Origin of the sequence: Rosenbergiella gaditana, assembly GCF_018494065.1 — a bacterium.
GTDB lineage: Bacteria > Pseudomonadota > Gammaproteobacteria > Enterobacterales > Enterobacteriaceae > Rosenbergiella > Rosenbergiella gaditana.
In genome coordinates, this window is record NZ_JABBFR010000003.1 from 149,207 (window position 1) to 171,831 (window position 22,625).

Annotated in this window: 22 protein-coding genes; 12 read left to right on the top strand and 10 right to left on the bottom strand. The window is 46.6% G+C overall.

Translation table 11 applies throughout. The features are described from left to right. Positions 1-37 precede the first annotated feature (37 nt). The 6 genes from pgk to speA all read right to left on the bottom strand — a co-directional run bounded on the left by pgk (position 38) and on the right by speA (position 8,106). Positions 38-1,201, bottom strand: a complete 1,164-nt coding sequence (pgk, locus tag HH682_RS03525) for a phosphoglycerate kinase (protein ID WP_214236240.1) — start codon at positions 1,199-1,201, stop codon at positions 38-40. Between the two features lie 40 nt (positions 1,202-1,241). Further along, on the bottom strand, positions 1,242-2,270 hold the full coding sequence (epd, locus tag HH682_RS03530; protein ID WP_214236241.1) for an erythrose-4-phosphate dehydrogenase: 1,029 nt from the start codon (positions 2,268-2,270) through the stop codon (positions 1,242-1,244). A 314-nt stretch (positions 2,271-2,584) separates the two neighbouring features. Beyond that, positions 2,585-4,573, bottom strand: a complete 1,989-nt coding sequence (gene tkt / locus HH682_RS03535) for a transketolase (RefSeq protein WP_214236242.1) — start codon at positions 4,571-4,573, stop codon at positions 2,585-2,587. Between the two features lie 122 nt (positions 4,574-4,695). Then, positions 4,696-5,106 (bottom strand): YidB family protein, encoded by a 411-nt coding sequence (locus HH682_RS03540; RefSeq protein ID WP_214236243.1) that lies wholly within the window; start codon positions 5,104-5,106, stop codon positions 4,696-4,698. Between the two features lie 37 nt (positions 5,107-5,143). Beyond that, positions 5,144-6,073: an agmatinase gene (gene speB / locus HH682_RS03545; protein ID WP_214236244.1), complete on the bottom strand. Its 930-nt coding sequence runs from the start codon at positions 6,071-6,073 to the stop codon at positions 5,144-5,146. 56 nt (positions 6,074-6,129) lie between these two features. After that, positions 6,130-8,106 (bottom strand): biosynthetic arginine decarboxylase, encoded by a 1,977-nt coding sequence (speA, locus tag HH682_RS03550; protein WP_214236245.1) that lies wholly within the window; start codon positions 8,104-8,106, stop codon positions 6,130-6,132. Positions 8,107-8,715: 609 nt separating this feature from the next. Between speA and metK the strand changes: the two genes are divergently transcribed. From metK to ruvX, 8 genes are all read left to right on the top strand, one after another. Beyond that, positions 8,716-9,870 (top strand): methionine adenosyltransferase, encoded by a 1,155-nt coding sequence (gene metK / locus HH682_RS03555; protein ID WP_214236246.1) that lies wholly within the window; start codon positions 8,716-8,718, stop codon positions 9,868-9,870. Positions 9,871-10,245: 375 nt separating this feature from the next. Continuing rightward, positions 10,246-11,643 carry a sugar porter family MFS transporter gene (locus tag HH682_RS03560; RefSeq protein WP_214236247.1) on the top strand — a complete coding sequence of 466 codons (1,398 nt, stop codon included), beginning with the start codon at positions 10,246-10,248 and terminating at the stop codon, positions 11,641-11,643. 52 nt (positions 11,644-11,695) lie between these two features. Continuing rightward, complete coding sequence (locus HH682_RS03565; RefSeq protein WP_214236248.1) at positions 11,696-12,232, top strand: SprT family zinc-dependent metalloprotease; 537 nt, start codon at positions 11,696-11,698, stop codon at positions 12,230-12,232. Between the two features lie 92 nt (positions 12,233-12,324). After that, positions 12,325-13,002, top strand: coding sequence for an endonuclease (locus HH682_RS03570; RefSeq protein WP_250318531.1), 678 nt, complete (start codon positions 12,325-12,327; stop codon positions 13,000-13,002). A 99-nt stretch (positions 13,003-13,101) separates the two neighbouring features. Further along, entirely contained in the window at positions 13,102-13,833 is a 732-nt protein-coding gene (rsmE, locus tag HH682_RS03575) for a 16S rRNA (uracil(1498)-N(3))-methyltransferase (protein WP_214236250.1), read from the top strand. 95 nt (positions 13,834-13,928) lie between these two features. Next, entirely contained in the window at positions 13,929-14,879 is a 951-nt protein-coding gene (gshB, locus tag HH682_RS03580) for a glutathione synthase (RefSeq protein WP_214236251.1), read from the top strand. Positions 14,880-14,938: 59 nt separating this feature from the next. Further along, a complete protein-coding gene (locus HH682_RS03585; RefSeq protein ID WP_214236252.1) occupies positions 14,939-15,502 on the top strand; it encodes a YqgE/AlgH family protein in 564 nt (187 codons plus the stop codon). After that, on the top strand, positions 15,502-15,921 hold the full coding sequence (gene ruvX / locus HH682_RS03590; RefSeq protein ID WP_214236253.1) for a Holliday junction resolvase RuvX: 420 nt from the start codon (positions 15,502-15,504) through the stop codon (positions 15,919-15,921). Before HH682_RS03585 ends, ruvX begins: the two co-directional genes overlap by 1 nt. Here ruvX and HH682_RS03595 read toward each other — a convergent pair. Beyond that, a complete protein-coding gene (locus HH682_RS03595; protein WP_214236254.1) occupies positions 15,887-16,924 on the bottom strand; it encodes a type IV pilus twitching motility protein PilT in 1,038 nt (345 codons plus the stop codon). The two genes, ruvX and HH682_RS03595, sit on opposite strands and share 35 nt — an antisense overlap. Positions 16,925-16,938: 14 nt before the next feature. Between HH682_RS03595 and HH682_RS03600 the strand changes: the two genes are divergently transcribed. From HH682_RS03600 to hemW, 4 genes are read left to right on the top strand one after another with little or no spacing between them, the layout of a single operon-like run. Further along, on the top strand, positions 16,939-17,643 hold the full coding sequence (locus tag HH682_RS03600; RefSeq protein WP_214236255.1) for a YggS family pyridoxal phosphate-dependent enzyme: 705 nt from the start codon (positions 16,939-16,941) through the stop codon (positions 17,641-17,643). 13 nt (positions 17,644-17,656) lie between these two features. Beyond that, the gene (locus HH682_RS03605; RefSeq protein WP_214236256.1) at positions 17,657-18,211 is read left to right on the top strand and encodes a YggT family protein; all 555 of its coding nucleotides are present in this window, start codon (positions 17,657-17,659) and stop codon (positions 18,209-18,211) included. A 3-nt stretch (positions 18,212-18,214) separates the two neighbouring features. Continuing rightward, positions 18,215-18,826, top strand: a complete 612-nt coding sequence (rdgB, locus tag HH682_RS03610) for an RdgB/HAM1 family non-canonical purine NTP pyrophosphatase (RefSeq protein ID WP_214236257.1) — start codon at positions 18,215-18,217, stop codon at positions 18,824-18,826. Next, positions 18,819-19,964 (top strand): radical SAM family heme chaperone HemW, encoded by a 1,146-nt coding sequence (gene hemW / locus HH682_RS03615; protein WP_214236258.1) that lies wholly within the window; start codon positions 18,819-18,821, stop codon positions 19,962-19,964. The genes rdgB and hemW overlap by 8 nt, the downstream gene beginning before the upstream one ends. A gap of 79 nt (positions 19,965-20,043) precedes the next feature. Here the strand turns inward: hemW and mltC are convergent, their stop codons facing one another. From mltC to mutY, 3 genes are read right to left on the bottom strand one after another with little or no spacing between them, the layout of a single operon-like run. Then, entirely contained in the window at positions 20,044-21,120 is a 1,077-nt protein-coding gene (gene mltC, locus HH682_RS03620) for a membrane-bound lytic murein transglycosylase MltC (RefSeq protein WP_214236259.1), read from the bottom strand. 42 nt (positions 21,121-21,162) lie between these two features. Continuing rightward, positions 21,163-21,441 carry an oxidative damage protection protein gene (locus tag HH682_RS03625; protein ID WP_214236260.1) on the bottom strand — a complete coding sequence of 93 codons (279 nt, stop codon included), beginning with the start codon at positions 21,439-21,441 and terminating at the stop codon, positions 21,163-21,165. 12 nt (positions 21,442-21,453) lie between these two features. After that, positions 21,454-22,527, bottom strand: a complete 1,074-nt coding sequence (gene mutY / locus HH682_RS03630) for an A/G-specific adenine glycosylase (protein ID WP_214236261.1) — start codon at positions 22,525-22,527, stop codon at positions 21,454-21,456. Between the last annotated feature and the right edge of the window lie 98 nt (positions 22,528-22,625).

Consider the following 22,625-nt stretch of genomic DNA (forward strand, 5'->3'; position numbering starts at 1 on the left):
TAGAAAATAGAGGAGAATGAGCCCTCCTCAGAATTTTTTATTGTTTCGCACGCTCTTCTAACATTGCCACCGCTGGGAGCTTTTTGCCTTCCACAAACTCAAGGAATGCACCGCCACCCGTGGAGATGTAGGAAATTTTATCTTCGATACCAAATAGGTCGATTGCAGCAAGCGTATCACCACCGCCTGCAACAGAAAACGCATCGCTGTCTGCGATGGCGTTAGCCACGATTTCAGTCCCTTTACGGAAGTTAGGGAATTCGAATACGCCAACAGGTCCGTTCCAAAGGATGGTTTTCGCTTCTTTTAAAATTTTAGCCATTTGAGCCGCAGTCTCATCGCCAAAATCCATAATCTCTTCGTTGTCTTGGATCTCGTTAACTTTTTTGACTGTTGCAGGGGCGGTTTCAGAGAACTCAGTCCCAACACGTGAGTCGACGGGAACGGGAATACCATGTTCGTCACGTAGCTTTTTAGCCGCTTTAACAAAGTCAGGTTCGTACAATGATTTACCGACGTTGTTTTCAATCGCTACGAAGGTGTTCGCAATACCGCCGCCCACGATCACTGTATCGGCAATGCCAACTAAAGATTGTAGAACATCAAATTTAGTGGAAACTTTAGAGCCTCCGACTACCGCAACCATTGGACGAGCCGGATTGCTCATCGCTTTACCAAGGGCTTCGAGTTCCGCAGACAGTAATGGGCCTGCACACGCGATAGGAGCAAATTTACCCACACCGTGAGTCGAGGCTTGGGCACGGTGAGCCGTACCAAACGCATCCATCACAAAAACGTCACACAACGCCGCATATTTTTTCGCTAGCGTTTCATCGTCTTTCTTTTCGCCTTTGTTAAAGCGTACGTTCTCTAGTACCACCAACTGTCCAGCGTCGACGTTAACGCCCTCAAGGTAGTCTTTAGCGAGACTTACCTCGGTGCTGGCAAGCTTTTCTTTCAGGTAGTTAACAACGGGTAGCAGAGAGAATTCTTCGTTATATTCGCCTTCCGTCGGACGACCTAAGTGAGAAGTCACCATTACTTTCGCACCTTGCTTTAGCGCTTGTTCAATGGTCGGTAGTGATGCACGAATACGCGCATCTGACGTCACTTTCCCATCCTTGACTGGCACATTAAGATCAGCACGAATCAGAACACGTTTTCCAGCAAGATCCAGATCGGTCATTTTGATTACAGACATGGTGAATCCTCTTATTGATTCTTTAAGTTTATCCTGCCGCTTATGCGACAGGTTTGAAAGTGTTGTCAGACATCGCTAAACAGGTATCGATCATTCGGTTCGCGAAGCCCCATTCGTTATCACACCATACTAACGTTTTTACCAGGTGTCCTCCACTGACTCGCGTTTGCGATCCATCCACGATGGCACTGTGGGGATCGTGATTAAAATCTGCCGAAACCAGTGGGAGCTCGGTATAGTCGACTATACCATGAAAGCAGCCGTTGGCTGCCTCTTGCAGTAAGTGATTGACTTGCAGTGCCGTTACTTTTTGCTCTAGCGTTACGCTGAGATCAATTGCCGTGACGTTGATAGTCGGCACCCGCACCGCAATCGCTTCAAATCGGTCAAGAAACTTAGGAAATATCCGCGTTATACCCGCCGAGAGCCGAGTATCAACTGGAATGATCGACTGACTTGCCGCGCGTGTTCTGCGCAAATCAGGATGGTAAGCATCAAGGACTTGTTGGTCATGCATTGCCGAATGGATGGTGGTTACCGTACCTGACTCAATACCAAAGGCATCGTCAAGCAGTTTAATGACGGGGATAATGCAATTGGTGGTGCAGGAAGCATTGGAGACAAACCGATGTTCAGGCAGTAGGGTATCATGATTAACGCCATAGACGATGGTTGCGTCTAAGTCTGGTTCACCAGGATGCGCGAACAGTACCTTACGCGCACCAGCTTGATAATGCGCTTCACCATCGGCCCGGCTACCGTAGACGCCAGTGCAATCTAGCACAACATCGATATCTAAATCCCCCCAGGGTAATTCAGCGATCGAAGAGTGATGAAGTAAAGTGATCGCGTCTCTCCCGATAAAGAGTTGCTCACCCTCTAATTTAACTTCCCACGCGAACTGTCCATGAGTGGTGTCATATTTTAAAAGATGTGCCATACCGCGGCTTTCAGCGAGTTCGTTGATGGCAACCACAGTGACGTCCAGATGACGACCTGTTTCATAGAGGGCTCTTGTCACTGCACGACCTATACGGCCAAAACCATTTATCGCAATTCGTAGGGTCATTGCTTACTTATCACCTTGCTCAAACTTGGGTGGCTAGCCCTTTCGTCGGAAACTGTTGCTTGAGGCTACAACGATTTGCTCGATATTAATACCCCGTTCTATCAAAGCTGAAACGATTCTTTCGAGAATAAATCAACTCGTTAGTTTCGGAAATGATAGAGATCAAGACCAATGACTAAAATACGATCAAGATCACATTTTACGCCACAGCAGGCGGTTAGCGTTACGCTATCAGTGATCAACGTCACTGACGGGTTTGCAAAAAAAAACCAGCCAGTGAAAACACTGACTGGTTTTTATCTAGCGATTAGCGATTACAGAATTGCTTTCGCTTTCGCTACCACGTTGTCTACCGTGAAACCGAACTCTTCAAACAGTTGCTCTGCAGGCGCTGACTCACCGAAAGTGGTCATACCCACGATTGCACCTTGTAGACCAACATACTTGTACCAGTAATCGGCAATACCCGCTTCAACGGCGACACGTGCGGTCACTGCTGCCGGCAATACTGACTCGCGGTAAGCGGCATCTTGCTTATCAAAGTGATCAGTAGAAGGCATTGAAACGACACGCACTTTACGACCTTCTGCCGTCAATTTCTCTGCCGCATCAACCGCTAACTGAACTTCAGAACCGGTTGCGATGAAGATAAGCTCTGGTTGCCCTTCGCTATCTTTCAGGACATAACCCCCTTTGCTGATTGCAGCAAGTTGCTCAGCAGTACGCGGTTGTTGGGCAAGGTTTTGACGTGAAAGAATTAATGCTGAAGGACCATCTTGACGTTCGATAGCTTCTTTCCAAGCCACCGCCGTTTCGACTTGGTCAGCTGGACGCCATACGCTCATGTTTGGCGTAGTACGTAAACTCGCTACCTGCTCTACCGGTTGGTGAGTAGGACCATCTTCACCTAAACCAATGGAGTCATGGGTGTAGACCAAGATTTGACGCAGTTTCATCAATGCAGCCATACGTGCAGCATTACGCGCATATTCCACAAACATCAGGAAGGTAGCGGTATAAGGAATGAAACCTGAGTGCAACGAAATACCGTTAGCAATCGCTGTCATACCAAATTCACGCACACCATAGTGAATGTAGTTACCGGCTGCATCGTCTTTAATCGACTTAGAGCCTGACCACATGGTTAAGTTACTTGGCGCTAAGTCTGCAGAACCGCCCAGGTACTCTGGCAGCAGTTTACCATAAGCTTCGATCGCATTTTGCGAGGCTTTACGGCTAGCAATTTTTTGCGGGTTAGCTTGCAAGTCTTCGATGAATTTTTGCGATTCAGCCGCCCAATTAGCAGGAAGTTGATTCGCGGTACGACGTTTGAATTCCGCTGCTAACTCAGGGAAAGCCTTCGCATAAGCGTCGAATTTCTCATTCCAAACCTGCTCTTTCTGTGCGCCTGCTTCTTTAGCATCCCACGCAGCATAGACGTCTGCAGGAATTTCAAATGGCGCTGAGTCCCAACCTAACTCTTTACGAGTGAGTGTGATTTCGTCGTCGCCTAATGGAGCACCATGTGAGTCATGAGTACCGGCTTTGTTAGGGGAACCAAATCCGATAACTGTTTTACACATGATAAGCGTTGGACGCTCTGAAGCACGAGCTTCTTCCACCGCGCGGCGGATTGATTCACTGTTGTGGCCATCAACGCCACGGATAACGTGCCAACCGTAGGATTCAAAGCGCAAGCCCGTATCATCGCTGAACCAACCCTCAGTATGGCCATCAATGGAGATACCGTTGTCATCGTAGAAAGCGATTAGTTTGCCGAGTTGCAGCGTACCGGCTAATGAACAGGCTTCGTGAGAAATCCCTTCCATCATACAGCCGTCACCCATAAAGGCATAGGTATAGTGGTCTACGACGTCATGCCCTGGGCGGTTAAATTGCGCCGCCAGCGTGCGCTCTGCAATTGCAAAACCGACAGCATTCGCAATGCCTTGTCCTAATGGACCTGTCGTCGTCTCGACACCTACGGTGTAGCCATATTCTGGGTGACCTGGCGTTTTAGAGTGTAATTGACGGAAGTTTTTTAACTCTTCAATAGGTAAGTCATAACCGCTGAGGTGTAACAAGCTATAGATCAGCATTGAGCCGTGGCCGTTAGATAAGACAAAACGGTCACGATCCGCCCATGACGGGTTTTTAGGGTTATGATTTAAGAACTCGCGCCATAATACTTCGGCGATATCTGCCATTCCCATCGGTGCACCGGGGTGGCCAGATTTAGCGCGTTGGACCGCATCCATACTGAGTGCACGAATAGCATTAGCAAGTTTTTTTTCAGAAGGCATCTTTCACTCCAGATCGGATGATTTAGTTGTGTTGATTTTTAAACATTTTCAACACAAATTGGAAACTTAGTTGTTTCAATGTACATGATGTGTCGAATGAAAGTACATTCGATCCGCACAATTTAACGCTTGAAGATTGAATCGACTAATGAACCGAGATCATTCTGTGCATTGCCACTGGCTTCAGGGTGAACTTCACCTTGCGGGGAAATTTTATCAACCAGTTGTGGAAGAATTTCAGATAATGTACTCGATGCACCCTGTACATCGGTCCCTAGTTTATCCGCTAGCGACTGCAAGTCTTGCTGACTGAAAGCGGATTGAATATCGTTATGACTGACCGATTGATTGCTGCCGTTACTCAGCCATGAAGAGAGAATTTCCCCTAAGCCACCTTGCTGGAACTTTTGAATCAGTACTTCCACACCACCCTGCTCTTGTACCCAAGACCAGACCGCTTGAAGTTGACTAAGGGAGTTTTGCTGCCCTTCTCCGCCGGTTAATGATCCAACGATGCTGTCAAGTAATCCCATCTTACACTCCTCGTAAATTAACTATTCAGAATAATGATTAGCGCTGAGCCTGCTTGTTTGCAGCCTGTACATGTAACATATCTAACGCAACTGTTGCGGCTGCCAGTGCCGTAATATCGGCATGATCGTAGCCTGGTGCAACTTCAACCAAGTCCATTCCCACAATATTTAATCCCTGTAATCCACGGAGTAATTTTGTGGCTTTATCGCTGGTTAACCCTCCCACCACTGGGGTACCCGTACCTGGTGCATGAGCAGGGTCAAGGCAGTCTATATCAAAGGTCAGATAGACCGGCAAGTCACCGACTGTTTGACGAATTTTAGCGAGAATGTCTTCCACCGCAGTATCGTTGACCCACGCTGCATCCAGTACATTGAAACCAAGTGAAGGATCGTATTCAGTCCGAATACCAATTTGAACAGAATGCGCGGGGTCGATAAGCCCTTCTTGCGGCGCAGTGTAGAACATGGTGCCATGGTCAAAGGTCGGTCCATTCGAATAGGTATCCGTGTGGGCATCAAAATGAACTAAGGCCATTTTACCAAAGTGTTTCGCATGAGCGCGCAGTAACGGCAAAGAAATATAGTGGTCGCCACCAAGGGTCAGCATACGCTTGCCATTTGCTAACAGTTTCTCAGCGTGTGCCTGTAATTTGGCCGACATATCCGCAGAATCACCAAAGGCATACACCAAATCCCCTCCATCGACAACATTCAGCTGTTGGCGTAAGTCGAAACTCCACGGCCAGCGGCACCCTTCCCAGGCCAAGTGGGTAGAGACCTGACGAATCGCATTGGGGCCGAGACGACTGCCTGGACGGCCTGACGTTGCGGCGTCAAAGGGGACGCCAGTAATCACCCATTCGGCATCACTTTCATAAGGTTGAAAATTGAGTGGGAAACGCAGAAAACCAAAGGCGTTAGACACCAGTGAGTTGTCATATTCGTTACCTAAGGTGTTGTACATAGTATATTCTTTCCCTTTACAAGGGCGCTGACCATTCAGCGCCTAGACAGTATAATTTATTCATCTTCCAAATAAGTGTAGCCATACAAGCCGCTCTCAAACTCGGACAAGAATTGGTCTCGAAGTTCTTCAGCAATATCGCTGGCTTTCACTTGATGATAGAACAGGCTAAGTAATTCTTGTGGATCCAGCTGAACGTATTCCAACATATCCGCGACGGTATCCCCTTCATCGGATAACTCAACATCTACTTCACCATTTTCATTGACGTAAACGTTAACCGCTTCAGTATCGCCGAACAGGTTGTGCATGTTCCCCAAGATTTCTTGATAAGCGCCGACCATAAAGAAGCCCAGCATAGGGGGATTTTCCGCATCATATTCCGGCATCGGCATCGTCGTCGCAATCCCATCACCGTCAATGTAATGATCAATAGTGCCATCAGAATCACAAGTGATATCTAACAATACCGCCCTTCGCTTGGGTTGCTTATTCAGCCCTTCAAGTGGCAGGACTGGGAAGAGCTGATCGATCCCCCATGCATCAGGCATAGATTGAAATAGCGAGAAATTGACGTAAATCTTATCTGCCATGCGCTCTTGAAGTTCATCAATCACTGGCCGGTGCGCGCGGTTGCTCGGATCCAAATGCTGTTGGGTATAATGACAGATATTTAAATACAACTGCTCAGCCCAAGCGCGTTGTGTCAGTGTATAAATACCTGATGAATATCCAGTATGGATATCAGATAAGTCGACTTGGCTGTCATGCAGCCACTCGCGTAATGACCGATGTCCCTGCGATTCGTGCATCTCCTGCCACGTTTTCCACATACTTAATAAAGGACGCGGGGAGTCATCTTCTGGCGAGTTCGGCGGAGTAAAACTATTACGCTCAACACCAATAATGTTCGAAACCAATACTGTATGGTGTGCGGTCACAGCACGCCCTGACTCGGTAATGACGGTTGGGTGCTCTAAGCCATGTTCTTCACACGCTTCACCAATGGCATAAATGACATTATTCGCATATTCATTTAATCCGTAATTCACTGAGCAGTCGGATTGCGAGCGAGTTCCTTCATAATCGACCCCTAAACCACCGCCTACATCAAAACATTTGATCTGTACCCCTAAACGGGCGAGTTCCACATAGAAACGGGCAGATTCACGAACGCCTGTGTAGATATCGCGGATATTTGCCATCTGCGACCCAAGATGGAAATGGAGTAACTGTAAACTCTCTAAGCGCCCGGCTTGGCGCATAATGTCGACCAATTCCAATACTTGTGAGGCTGACAGACCAAATTTCGATTTTTCACCACCGCTTGATTGCCATTTACCGGAACCTTGCGACGCTAAGCGTGCGCGGATCCCTAAGCGCGGCACTACATTTAACCGTTCAGCTTCTTCAAGCACCAAACGGATCTCTGTCATCTTTTCGATCACAAGATACACTTTATGACCGAGTTTTTCGCCGATTAGGGCTAAACGAATATATTCGCGGTCCTTATATCCATTACACACAATCACCGAACGTGTTTGGCCTGCATGCGCTAAGACCGCCATCAATTCTGCTTTTGATCCCGCTTCCAGTCCTAAAGGTTCCCCCGAGTTAATCAGTGACTCAATGACTCGTTTATGTTGGTTAACCTTAATTGGATAGACAAGAAAATAGTCACCGCGGTAACCGAAAGATTCACGTGCGCGTTTAAATGCGGCATTAATTGACCGCAGGCGATGCTGTAAGATTTGCGGGAAGCAAAATAACGCAGGTAGTCGCTGGCCTTGTGCTTCGCGTTCTTTAACTAGTTTAGCCAGATCGACACGGGCCGAAAGAATGTCTGGATTTGGACAAACACTGATATGACCTAATTCATTGACGTCATAATAATTATTTCCCCACCAGGCAATATTGTAGGTGCGTAACATACGGCTCGCTTCTTGATCGTTGACTGCAACCTCTTGCATTGAACGCAGCTCACCATGTTCGCCAGCAGATGAACCTCGAATGTGTTTAATGACGTCGGTCATCTCATGCCTCTATCTCAGATAAAAAACAATTAAGTATTTACCCTAGCGTAACCCGCTAAGCACTGCAAATACTCGTCATGGGTCTAACACGTCCGCCACGTTTATGACGGATAATATAGGTGATGCAGAGAAAAAATAACTGTACGTGGTGACAGATTTACTGACGATAACTACAGTGATGGTCGATAAATCAAAAAGCGGCGTTGCCACACCCAGAATTCGGCATACTGCAAATCGAAAAAAATCTTTAAACCACTGTAATATATAATTTTATTTTTTTCATACCTAAGCGTGAAACCTGTCCATCACAGGTGGTAAAGCGGTTCGCGATTTATACCCCTAAGGGGGTAAAAATGCAAAATGTTTGTCTTACGTCTAGGCTGTTATCAGTGTCTATGTGGCTGTCGATGCGCTAATCCAGAAAAATCGCTGGAATTAATCAGTGATCCTACCCTAGAATAGACGTCCAGATGGAAAACCATCCGATGGTGTTTTCCTCTCAATTTACTATTCAAGGTCGTCGTGCTATCAGCGATAAGATGGCGATGTTGAGGCAGCACCAATTATGAGTGCACGCGAATTAAATCCCTTAAGCAAGGTAACTATATAATGGCTAAACATCTTTTCACCTCAGAATCCGTCTCAGAAGGGCATCCCGATAAAATCGCCGATCAAATCTCTGATGCCGTATTAGATGCGATCCTTGAGCAAGACCCCAAAGCACGTGTGGCCTGTGAGACCTATGTGAAAACTGGCATGGTTTTAGTTGGCGGTGAAATTACGACCTCAGCTTGGGTCGATATCGAAGAAATCGCTCGTCAAACTGTACGTGATATCGGCTATGTTCACTCCGATATGGGCTTTGATGCAAACTCCTGTGCGGTACTGAATGCCATTGGTAAACAATCGCCAGATATTAATCAAGGTGTTGACCGTAAAGATCCGCTTGACCAGGGTGCCGGTGACCAAGGATTAATGTTTGGTTACGCAACCAATGAAACTGATGTGTTGATGCCTGCTCCAGTGACTTACGCTCACCGTTTAGTACAACGCCAATCCGAAGTACGTAAAGACGGTACTCTGCCTTGGTTACGTCCAGATGCTAAAAGCCAAGTCACCTTCCAATATGATGGCGACAAAATTGTCGGTATCGACGCAGTTGTTCTTTCTACCCAACATGCAGAACAGATCGGTCAAAAAGAGCTGCAAGAAGCTGTAATGGAGACCATTATCAAGCCTGTACTGCCGACCGAGTGGCTCACCCCTAGCACCAAATATTTCATCAACCCGACAGGGCGTTTTGTTATTGGTGGCCCAATGGGTGACTGCGGATTAACCGGACGTAAAATTATTGTTGATACCTACGGCGGTATGGCGCGTCACGGCGGCGGTGCATTTTCAGGTAAAGATCCGTCTAAAGTTGACCGCTCTGCTGCTTATGCCGCGCGTTATGTGGCGAAGAATATTGTTGCTGCTGGCCTGGCAGACCGTTGTGAAATTCAGGTTTCTTACGCAATTGGTGTCGCTGAACCGACTTCAATCATGGTCGAGACTTTCGGTACCGAAAAGCTACCAACTGAGCAATTAACCCTGCTGGTGCGCGAGTTCTTCGACCTACGTCCTTACGGTTTGATCCAGATGTTAGATCTACTTCACCCTATTTACCGTGAAACTGCGGCTTATGGACACTTTGGCCGTGAGCACTTCCCATGGGAAAAAACGGATAAAGCTGAAGCACTGCGTGATGCGGCTAATTTAAAATAGTTCCTCAAAATAGGGCGGGAGAATTTCCGCCCTATTTCTACCCTTCGCCGTCCCCTCATATCCCCTTAAAAAATCAGAGCGCGCCTCTATCACTCCTGAGTGAAAACGTTTACAAGGTCTTTTCCTAGCCTAAATAGAGTCTATTTCACCAATTGGTAAAAAAAATATGATTTATTCAGCGGTTAAGGCTATAAATAGTCGATATTTTTATATAGTTCCGTCAAGAACCAGTGAACCAGACCTTGAAGAAGTTGTTGAATAACTTTTAATGAGTCTTAAATGTAATCGATTACATCGCTGTGAGCTGGCTCACTGATAATTGACATATAATTACGTAAGATCACTACGATAAGAAATCTAACATCGGAGGCATTCATGCCTGTAAATACATCTAAACGTAGAACGTCTAATAAAATGATGACGTTTTTCGTCTGTTTTCTCGCTGCACTCGCCGGTTTATTATTTGGTTTAGACATCGGGGTTATTGCCGGAGCTCTACCCTTCATTGCCAAAGAATTCAATGTGACACCTCATCAACAAGAGTGGATCGTAAGCTCAATGATGTTTGGTGCCGCAGTGGGCGCTGTCGGCAGTGGCTGGATGTCCTCGTCACTTGGTCGTAAAAAGAGCTTAATGGCGGGAGCCATCCTGTTCGTTATTGGCTCATTATGGTCAGCCCTAGCGACCTCACCTGAAATGTTGATTGCAGCACGGGTACTGCTAGGATTAGCTGTCGGTATTGCTTCTTATACTGCGCCGCTTTACCTCTCTGAAATCGCCCCGGAAAAAATTCGCGGAAGTATGATTTCTCTTTACCAACTGATGATTACTATCGGTATTCTTGGCGCTTATCTCTCAGATACCGCGCTGAGCTACAGTGGTGATTGGCGTTGGATGTTGGGTGTGATCACTATCCCTGCTGCATTATTACTTGTCGGCGTCGTATTCCTGCCAAATAGCCCGCGTTGGTTAGCGGCTAAAGGGCAATTTTATGACGCACAGAAAGTCCTTGATCGCCTTCGTGATACAAGCGAACAAGCTAAACGCGAATTAGACGAAATCCGTGAAAGCTTAAAAATCAAGCAAACGGGTTGGGCACTGTTTAAAGACAATAGTAATTTCCGCCGTGCCGTTTATCTGGGAGTATTACTGCAAGTTGTGCAGCAATTTACCGGTATGAACGTCATTATGTATTACGCGCCGAAAATTTTTGAAATTGCAGGGTTCACCAATACTACCGAGCAAATGTGGGGAACGGTGATTGTTGGTTTAGTCAACGTACTCGCAACCTTCATTGCAATTGGGCTGGTTGACCGTTGGGGCCGTAAGCCAACACTGGTCCTAGGCTTTATTGTAATGGCCGCAGGGATGGGTGTATTAGGAACAATGCTTCATCTCGGCATCCACTCAGCTGGTGCGCAATACTTCGCTATCGCGATGCTATTAATGTTTATTATTGGTTTCGCAATGAGTGCAGGTCCATTAATCTGGGTACTTTGCTCTGAAATCCAACCGCTGAAAGGCCGCGACTTCGGTATTACTGTTTCAACGGCGACCAACTGGATTGCGAATATGATTGTCGGTGCGACCTTCTTAACTCTACTGAATAATTTAGGCAATGCGGGGACCTTCTGGTTATACGCAGCACTGAATGTTGTCTTCATCATTCTGACTCTGTGTCTGATTCCAGAAACGAAAAATGTTTCACTGGAACACATTGAAAGAAACCTGATGCAAGGTAAAAAACTAAAAGAAATCGGTTCGCGCGATTAATCATACTAGGGGGGTGACAAGTTCACCCCTTTTTTTATGTTATCCTTACCCAATGAAAAAAAATCTTCGCCTGCCTATCGCTTTACAGCAAGCCATTTATCGCTCGCTTCGCCATCACCTCAACCTTGCCGCCCCTCTTTTCGATGATCCTTTACCTGAGCCCTCCATCAGTTGGCAACAACGCGGAACCACTGCAGGCAGTGCATGGCTAAAGGAGTGGCAAATCCGACTGAACCCTGTGCTCTGTGAAGAGAATCAACAAGCGTTTGTGGAACAAGTGGTCCCGCATGAACTTGCGCATCTGCTGGTATGGAAAAAATTTGGCCGCGTGGCCCCTCATGGTCGTGAGTGGCGCTGGATGATGGAAGAAATTTTACAGGTAAAAGCCGAACGCACTCATCACTTTACCACTACCTCAGTCGCTGGTCAGACGTTCCCGTATCACTGCGAATGCCAGCAACACGCCCTCACCTTACGTCGTCATAACCGCGTGGTGCGCGGGGAAACCGAATATCGCTGCCGACGCTGCGCCCACCCCTTACATTTAGGTGAATTTAAAGCGTCGAAAACGGAAACTTCTGACTCTTGAGAGGCTGACTTTTGTACAGATGTTCGCACTGGGATGGGGTATTATGGCGCATTGATGTCACTTTGATATATTTCTAGAATATGCGCCTCAAAATGGGTTTATTAACTTTACTTTTTTCAATTACTCCAGCCTTTGCAAAAGTCTACCTACAGAATAATTTTCAAGCGGCGAAAAAGGCCTCTGTTGAGGTTAACCAAGGTGCAAAAGAATTTTATTGTGGATGTGATATTGATTGGCAAGGTAAAAAAGGGATCCCTGATTTAACCTCCTGTGGTTATCAGCCACGAAAGAATGCCCAACGTGCCGCGCGAATAGAGTGGGAACATGTGGTGCCAGCTTGGGTATTTGGCCATCAACGCCAATGCTGGCAACAAGGAGGGAGAAAAAATTGTCGCAAAGATAGCGAGTATCGCAGAATAGAATCCGACCTACATAATCTCGAACCGGCTATTGGTGAAGTGAATGGCGATCGCAATAACTTTGCTTACAGCCAGTGGAATGGCACCCCCTCACAATACGGTGCTTGTGAGATGATTAATGATTTTAAAGCTAAACTAACCCAGCCGGCAGCGCGTGCCCGTGGCCCGATTGCACGGATCACCTTGTATATGCGCGACCAATACCACCTTTCCCTCTCTCGCCAGCAAACACAGCTATTAATGGCTTGGAATAAGCTTTATCCCGTGACACCTTGGGAGTGTCAGCGTGACCGGCGTATCAGCCAAATACAGGGAAATGCGAACCCTTGGGTTGCCCAGCAATGCCATTAATCAGTAACGCTACTCGATTGCAATTCGTCGGTTCAGCGGTCAAGCTATAAGGTATAGACATGAAGGTTATTCATTTATTTTTTATTAAGAGATAAGACCATGCGCATTCCCCGCATCTTTCATCCTGAAACGCTCCAAAATCATCAACGTATTCAGCTTTCTGAAGACGCCGCCAATCATGTTGGCCGAGTATTACGCATGGTCGCCGGACAACAGGTTCTGTTATTTGACGGCAGTAACCACGTATTTCTTTCTGATATCGTGGAAGCCAGTAAAAAACAGGTCATCGTTGAAACCTCCAGCGCAGAACTCGACGATCGTGAGTCCCCTCTCGATATCCATCTGGGACAAGTGCTGTCACGGGGGGAGAAGATGGAATTCACCATCCAAAAATCAATTGAATTAGGGGTTAACACTATTACGCCTTTAATCTCAGAGCGTTGTGGTGTAAAACTGGATAAAGAGCGGCTTGAAAAAAAGCTGTCACAGTGGCAAAAAATTGCTATTGCGGCCTGTGAACAATGTGGACGAAATCGCATTCCCGATATTCGTCCTGTCATGACCTTGGCAGAGTGGCTTTCCGAACCCAGTGATGCGCTAAAGCTCAATCTGCATCCACGTGCCTCGCAAAGCATTAATCGTCTTACCCTACCCAATAATAAGGTGAGATTACTTATCGGGCCGGAAGGCGGCTTATCGGCCGCTGAGATTGAACAAGCCAGCGCTGATAATTTTACAGATATTTTGTTGGGCCCACGGGTATTACGTACCGAAACCACAGCATTAACCGCTATTACCGCATTACAGGTGAGATTTGGCGATTTAGGATAATATGTTATCTGGCATCTTCCGTGAAATGGCCCGCTTATCCTTAGGTATACTGAGGCCTTTGCTAGCATATACTATATATTTTGAAGGGGTTGTGAATGATTAAGCTGGGCATTGTGATGGATCCTATTACAACCATCAATATCAAGAAAGATAGCAGTTTTGCGATGTTGTTAGCGGCACAAAAACGCGGTTATGAAATCCATTATATGGAGATGAATGATTTATCATTACGCAAAGGTGTTGCCTTCGCGCGAACGCGCGGCTTAACCGTTATGCAAAATGAAGAGAAATGGTTTGAGTTCACTAGCGAGCAAACCTTACCTCTCGCCGATCTTGATGTGATCCTTATGCGTAAAGATCCCCCTTTTGATACCGAGTTTGTCTACGCGACCTATCTTTTAGAAAGAGCTGAAGAGCAAGGCACGCTGATTGTAAACAAGCCCCAAAGTCTACGCGATTGTAATGAAAAACTTTTCACCGCCTGGTTCGCTGAGTTAACCCCTGATACCTTGGTTACTCGAAGTCGTGAAACGTTACGTGATTTCTGGCAAGAACATGGTGATATCATCATGAAGCCACTTGATGGTATGGGAGGAGCGTCAATTTTCCGTGTTAAACAAGACGATCCTAATTTTTCCGTGATCTGGGAAACCCTTACCCAGCAAGGTACTCAATTTTGTATGGCCCAAAACTTCGTCCCTGAAATTAAACAAGGCGATAAACGGGTTCTGATTGTCGATGGCGAACCTGTTCCATATTGTTTAGCTCGTATTCCTCAGTCCGGCGAGACACGTGGTAACTTAGCTGCCGGTGGACGCGGTGAGCCACGCCCGTTAACTGAGAGTGACTGGGCTATTGCCCGTAAAGTGGCTCCAACGCTTAAAGAAAAAGGGCTTATTTTTGTTGGACTAGATATCATTGGCGATAAATTAACAGAAATAAACGTCACCAGCCCTACCTGTATTCGCGAAATTGAAGCTGAATTCCCGGTGTCAATTACTGGTATGCTGATGGACGCTATTGAAAAACGTTTAGCTAACGCATAATTTTGTTCAACCTTTCTGGTAGCCCTGCGGTTATCAGAAACCTAATCACTCGAGACGGTATGAATTTACAGCACCATTTCCTGATTGCAATGCCCACGTTAGAGGACCCTTTATTCAAGCGCTCCGTGGTTTACATCTGTGAACATAACAATGACGGTGCTATGGGGATTATCATCAATAAACCTTTAGAAAATCTAAACGTTGAACGGGTATTAGCCAAACTTGATATTGAGCTTTCTGGGGATGGCTCCCAACGCCAGCTTGAACAACCGGTATTTACCGGTGGTCCCATGTCTGAAGACCGTGGATTTATCCTTCATACCATGCCACAAAAATATGCATCCAGTATCGAGGTCTCTCCCGAGACAGTGGTCACAACCTCTAAAGATGTCCTTGAAGCCTTAACCACTGACCACCCTCCCCAACACGTATTGGTGGCACTGGGGTATTGCGCGTGGGAACAACAACAGCTTGAAAATGAAATTTTGGAGAATGCCTGGCTTACCGTTCCCGCCACCAGCGACATTATTTTCCATTTACCGGCATCAGAACGTTGGTCGGCCGCAGCAGCAAAATTAGGCATTAATATTCATACTATTGCCAGTGAAGCAGGACACAGTTAATGAGTAATCACACCATCATTGCTTTCGATTTTGGTACTCGCAGTATCGGAATTGCAGTGGGCCAAACCTTGACGGCGACAGCATCCCCTCTCAGTGCAGTCAAAGCTCAAGATGGCGTACCCGATTGGAACGTGATTGAAAAAGTGGTCAACGAGTGGCAGCCAGATTATTTAGTCGTGGGCTTACCGCTTAATATGGACGGTAGTGAGCAAGAATTAACGCAGCGAGCAAAAAAGTTTGCCAACCGCCTGCATGGCCGGCTAGGGAAAAAAGTCGAGCTGCAAGATGAACGGTTAAGCACAACGGAAGCCCGATCTCGTCTCTTTGAGAAAGGCGGTTTTAAATCTTTGTCGAAAGGACGCGTTGATTCACAGTCTGCGGTAATTATTTTAGAAAGTTGGTTTGAAAATCTTTATTGATAGCGGTTTGGACTGAAACGACTTCCTGTTCATTGCACCGTTCAAGCGATTGACGAAATGAAATCATCCCTTCTTGATTAGCCTGTTCCAGTTGCCCCTGCAGCTGATGAAATTTTGCTTCGCGGATCAGGTTTCCAACGGCTTTAGTGTTAATCAATAGCTCATAAATGGGCCGCGCTTTTCCTGCATGGAATTGCAGTTGCTGTGCTAACACCGCACGTAAGCTTTGTGCAAGTTGTTGGCGTGCAGTATCTCGTTCATGTGCAGGAAAGGCATCCACTAACCGCTGCAACGCATGAGTAGTATCCGTACTGTGAAGCGTTGCGAGGACGAGATGCCCTGTTTCAGCGGCGGTAAACGCCAGTTGTATTGTCGTTTTATCGCGTAATTCTCCAATTACAATAATATCGGGATCTTGACGTAAAGCCGCAACGATGCCGTTGGATAAGTCACTGACATGTTCTCCAATTTCCCGCTGCTGGATTAAGCATTGCAGAGGGCTATGGCAAAATTCTATAGGGTCTTCGAGCATCAGAATATGTCGCTGACACTGTTGATTAAGATGGTCTATCAATGCCGTGAGAGTGGTTGATTTGCCTGATCCCGTTGCGCCTGTAACAAGGAGTAAGCCATCATCTCCTTTAACTAACTGCAGTAAGGCTCTAGGCACCTGCAAATGCTCAATACCCATCACCTGTACTGGAAGTATTCGTAGTGAGAGCGATAAACCCTGTTGCTGTTTAAAAAGGGATGCCCGAACACGCACTCCCTGCTCACTGGAAAATGCAAAGTCGCAATGCCCCTGCTCAGCCAGCTGCTGCTGTAATCGCGCCGTGATCCTCTGGCTAAAAAATACGTCAAACCAAGCATTGGTCAGTTTCTCTGTATGAGGAATGATGTAGATTCTATTTTCTCTACGCCAACGGGGAAATTCTCCGCAGCATAGGTGTAGATCGCTCGCGTTATGTTTTACACTACGCGCAATTAATTCTGTTAACTCCATAGTGATTTCCGGTTATGACATCCATTTCTCAAAATTTACACTCAGTGGAACAACGGATCGCCGATATTGCCAAGCATTGTGGGCGTGATTCTCAAGAAATTAGATTACTTGCTGTAAGTAAAACTAAGCCTGAGAGCGACATCAGCGCGGCCTACACCGCCGGTCAACGTTGCTTTGGTGAGAATTACGTACAGGAGGGAGTGAGTAAAATTGCAGCCTTAGCTCACTTATTCGATATCGACTGGCACTTTATTGGGCCACTACAGTCGAATAAGAGCCGCCTAGTGGCGGAGAACTTTGCTTGGTGTCATACCGTTGATCGCTTAAAACTGGCGCAGCGCCTCTCAGCACAACGCCCTGAACATATGCCACCACTCAATGTACTGATTCAAGTTAATATCAGTGATGAGTCCAGTAAATCAGGCATTCGTGCTGAGCAGCTTAACGACTTAGCTGCCAATATTCGTCATCTTCCTCAGTTACGGCTAAGAGGAATTATGGCGATCCCAGCACCAGAACCTGATTATGCAAAGCAATTGGCTGTTTGTCAGCGTATGGCTGAGCTATATAACCGCTTAGCGGAGAACTACCCCGAGGTTGACACGCTTTCCTTAGGAATGAGTGATGACCTTGATGCGGCAATTACCGCAGGCAGTACCCTTGTACGAGTGGGTAGCGCGATTTTTGGTGCCCGTCAGTACCCTACTTCTTCAGAATAAGCTAAGGAACACTATGTATACCTTGACGTTTTTGGTCAAAACTTTTATCGAGCTATACGTGCTCGTACTGCTATTACGAATCTGGATGCAATGTGCACGCTGTGATTTTTACAACCCACTTGCTCAGTTTGTGGTGAAACTGACCCAACCGATTATTGGACCTTTACGTCGCGTTATTCCGGCTATTGGCCCTATTGATGGTGCCTCTTTACTTCTCGCTTTTATCTTAACTACCCTGAAGTATCCTTTATTGGTCGCTATCAATAACGGTGGCTTCTCGCTATCACTTAGCTTATTGCTAATTGGTGTTTTGTCGCTACTCAAAGCAGCCGGTAATTTAGTTTTCTGGGTGATTTTAATTCGTTCAATTATGAGTTGGGTTAGCCAAGGCCGTAGCCCTGTCGACCACGTTCTTTACCAACTCACCGAACCGCTAATGTCTCCAATCAGACGCTGGCTACCGGCGATGGGGGGAATAGACTTCTCCGCGATGATCGTTATTCTCATCCTTTATGCATTAAATTATCTTGGAATGGATCTTTTCTCTAACTTATGGGTTTGGCTATAAATCATGACAAATCACCTCTCTCCACAAAATGTTGTGTTGGCTACAGGTAATGCAGGTAAAGTCAGCGAGCTGGCTGGGTTATTACGCGATTTTGGCTTAACCATTACCGCTCAAACGGAACTAGGGGTAGGCTCAGTTGAAGAGACAGGGCTAACCTTTATTGAAAATGCATTGATTAAGGCTCGTCATGCCTCGCGCGTTACCGGACTCCCCGCTATTGCCGATGACTCTGGTTTAGCCGTCGATGCATTGCAGGGAGCCCCAGGCATCTACTCGGCGCGCTATGCGGGTGAAGGATCTTCCGACACCGATAACCTGGCGAGGTTATTGGCGGCGATGCAGGATGTACCTGATGACCAACGACAAGCTGCTTTCCACTGTGTCTTGGTCTATTTAGCCCATGCCGACGATCCCACACCGATCGTCTGTTACGGACGTTGGCCAGGTGTCATTACTCGCCAACCCAGAGGTCAAGAGGGCTTTGGTTATGACCCGATCTTTTATATCCCCGAGCAACAGAAATGCGCAGCTGAAATGAGCAAGGCAGAAAAAGCTGCACTCTCTCATCGTGGCCAAGCATTACAGCAACTGATGGAAGCATTACGTAATGGCTAAAGGTTTGCCCCCATTAAGTTTATATATTCATATTCCTTGGTGTGTACAAAAGTGCCCCTATTGCGATTTCAATTCTCATGCCCTTAAGGGTGAGGTGCCACATCAGGAGTATGTTGAGCATTTACTGAAAGATTTGGATGATAGTCTGCATCTGGTTCAGGGAAGGCAGCTATCAACAATTTTTATCGGTGGGGGGACGCCAAGTTTATTGAGTAGCCAAGCTATGCAGCAGCTGATGGATGGGGTACGTCAACGTATCCCGTTATCGGAAGGGATTGAGGTTACCATGGAGGCTAATCCCGGTACGGTTGAAGCAGAGCGTTTCAGTGGCTATCAGCAAGCTGGGATTAATCGTATCTCGATAGGTGTGCAAAGCTTCGATGCGCAAAAGTTGAAGCGACTTGGTAGGATCCACGGGCCGGAGGAAGCTGAGCGTGCTGCACAGCTCGCGACTGGACTAAAGCTCCGTAGTTTTAATCTTGATCTTATGCATGGTCTTCCCGACCAGAGTATTGAGCAGGCTTTGGATGATTTACGACAAGCGATAGCGCTAACCCCCCCTCATCTCTCGTGGTATCAATTAACGATTGAGCCCAATACGTTGTTCGCCTCACGCCCTCCAAAATTACCCGACGATGACGATTTATGGGATATTTTCGAACAAGGGGATCGGCTACTGCGTGATGCAGGGTATGAGCAGTATGAAACCTCAGCTTATGCTAAGCCCGGTTACCGTTGCGAACATAACCTTAATTACTGGCGGTTCGGGGATTATCTCGGTATTGGCTGCGGTGCTCATGGCAAAATTACACTCGCTGATGGCAATATTATGCGCACCGTAAAAACGCGTCACCCTAAAGGATATATGCGAGGTGAATACCTCGATCGGCAATTTATGGTTGCGGATGAGGATAAAGCCTTTGAGTTTTTTATGAATCGTTTTCGATTGCTGGAACCTTGCCCGCGTCAGGATTTCGTTGATCTAACGGGACTGGCAGAACAGCGGGTACGTCCCGCACTCGATAACGCTATTCGAGCAGGTTATTTGCAAGAAACTACTGAGCATTGGCAAATCACAGCCAAAGGGAAGCTATTCTTAAATTCACTACTCGAAGCCTTTTTACCCGAGACAGAATAAAAAAAGCCTTGCTCTGAAGTGCCCCCCGATAATAGGTTGTCCAACTATCGGGTGCACTTCACTCTGCAAGGCTTTTTTATTAGTAACGGAAGTAACTACGCTGAGCTTTATCCACTTTATAAAGATAACGCCGTGATTCGGCTGCGGGATGTTTACGCACCAAGATACGATAAACTTCCGTTGGCGGCATCGTATTGATGATTGCAACGGCTTTATCTTTGTTGCTAGAGAAAACCTTCAATACGCTTCCTGCACCACCATTATAGGCTGTAATTACCGCATAACGTCTCGATTGTGGATCGGTAATCCCGGCCAAATAATTATTTTGTAAAATAGACAGATAAGCGGTACCGGCATCGATATTATTTTCCGGGTCAAGTAAATAGCTGCGGCTAGGTTTACCCCACTTTCCTTTCATTTTAAATACATCGACGCCAGCGGTATGCTGAACAACTTGCATCAGCCCTAGCGCATCAGAATTACTGATTGCATAGGGGTTAAAACTGGACTCCGTTTGCATGATTGCCAATATGAGTGAGACATCTACCCCATACTGATCTGAAGCACGACGTACCATTGGTAAATAACGATGTGCCCGTTGGTTTAAGTGGTTCGGTACCATCGGAATGGTAACGGACCAGATAACATGCATCCCAGAAACTCGGCGATGTAGTTTATATTTAAGCAGGTAATCTGCGAAGGTGGCCGCGCGACCTTGCCAGCGAATTGGCTGCCCGGTGTTATCCAGAACCTGACCATAGAGTAAGGGCTCTCGACTAAGATTGATATCGTTAGCGTCAGAATAGAGGTCAACGTTACCCGGGTCTTCACCGATCAACAGTGTCGTGATAATCGCTTCACGTAAGCTGGCCATCGGGTTAGTGCCCGAAATTGACTCGATAGTAATTTTACCGCTTTCGAAGTTGATGTGGCTGCGCGTGTAGTAGTTATCGCTATACTTTACGTAATCTTTTGGGCCAGCAATCAGAACTTCGTTGATCCCCCATATGTTTTCGATGTTATGCGCGAACTGGCCCACAAGGATATCAAAACCATTGGTGTCCTTTACCCAGTCTTCGTGAAAAACGCTTTTTTTATCACTCGAGCAAGAGACAAGCAGTGGCGCGATGAGTATTAAAGGAATCAATTTTTTCATAAGGTGACGTTCTGGCTGCTTAGCGTAAAGTTTTATAATTTATTAGTTTGACTGCTCAGGGGGCGTGTAGCCATCAATCTGAACGTCCTTTCCTTCAAACAAGAAGCTGACCATCTCTTGCTCAATGATCTTACGATGTTCTGGATTCATCATATTTAATTTTTGTTCATTGATTAACATGGTTTGCTTAGTCATCCACTGCTGCCAAGCTGGCTTTGAAATCTCTTGATAAATGCGTTTACCAATTTCACCTGGATAAAGTTGAAAGTCTTGGCCTTCAGCATCTTGTTTTAAAAATGTGCAAAAAATTGTACGACTCATAGGTCAATCCTGTTAATTATTATGCGCTATGGCGAGTTCGTGGCTTAGCTCGTTCAAAATACGTTGTACCGGCGCGGCTAATCCTACCGATTGCGGCTGCGCTAAGTTATACCAGAGAGTAACAGATTCCTCCATTAAAGCCGCAATGATAGGCTGCTCTATCATCACCGGAATTATCTGTAAATGGAAATGGCTAAAGGTATGCTTAAAACTATTTAGCTGTTGCTGCTTACCCTTAATCCCGCGCTGCGATAGCCATTGTTCCATCTCTGTGCGATCTGAAAATTGAGGAAAACTGTACAACCCCCCCCAAATACCTAGGCTGGGCCGTTTTTCCAGTAATACCCGACCGTCTTGCTTTAATAACAATAGCCAAGCTTCTCGAGTTGGGAGATCTTTTTTTGGCTTTTTTCCTGGATAATCTTGCCAGTTATGCTGAGCGTACGCGATACAGCCCGCATTTAGCGGACAAAGCTCACATTTAGGACGCGAACGGGTACAGACCATCGCGCCTAAATCCATCATTGCTTGGTTAAAGGCCGCAACCTCTTGTTGCGGGGTAACTGTCTCGCTTAAGGCCCACAATTTACTCTCGACCTCCCGCTGCCCTGGCCATCCCGCCACCGCATAATAACGGGCGAGCACACGTTTCACATTTCCGTCTAGAATAGGATGATGTTGACCGAGTGAAAGAGAAAGTATTGCTCCCGCTGTTGAGCGCCCTACTCCTGGAAGGGCAACGACCTGCTCAAAGCACTCTGGAAATTGGCCTTGGTGCTCGCTCATTACTTGGCAGGCGGCTTTATGGAGATTACGCGCCCGCGCATAGTAGCCGAGACCTGTCCACAAATGCAGCACATGATCAATCGGCGCTGCACTAAGCTCGGCAACCGTTGGAAATTGCGCCATAAAACGTTCAAAATAAGGAATGACCGTAGCAACTTGGGTCTGTTGAAGCATCACTTCAGACAACCATACCTTGTAAGGCGTTTTTTCTTGCTGCCAAGGCAGCGTTTTTCGGCCAAACTGGTGATACCATGTCAGGACTTGGCTAGCAAAAGATGACGAATCGGTGGTAGTTAACATCGTTTGTACAGAATTCGTGAAGAGAGATGGATAAATTGCAGCATAGACCTAGCATTAAGTAAACCACTGCTTGGTAAAGGCTTGCTAATCATGCTTAA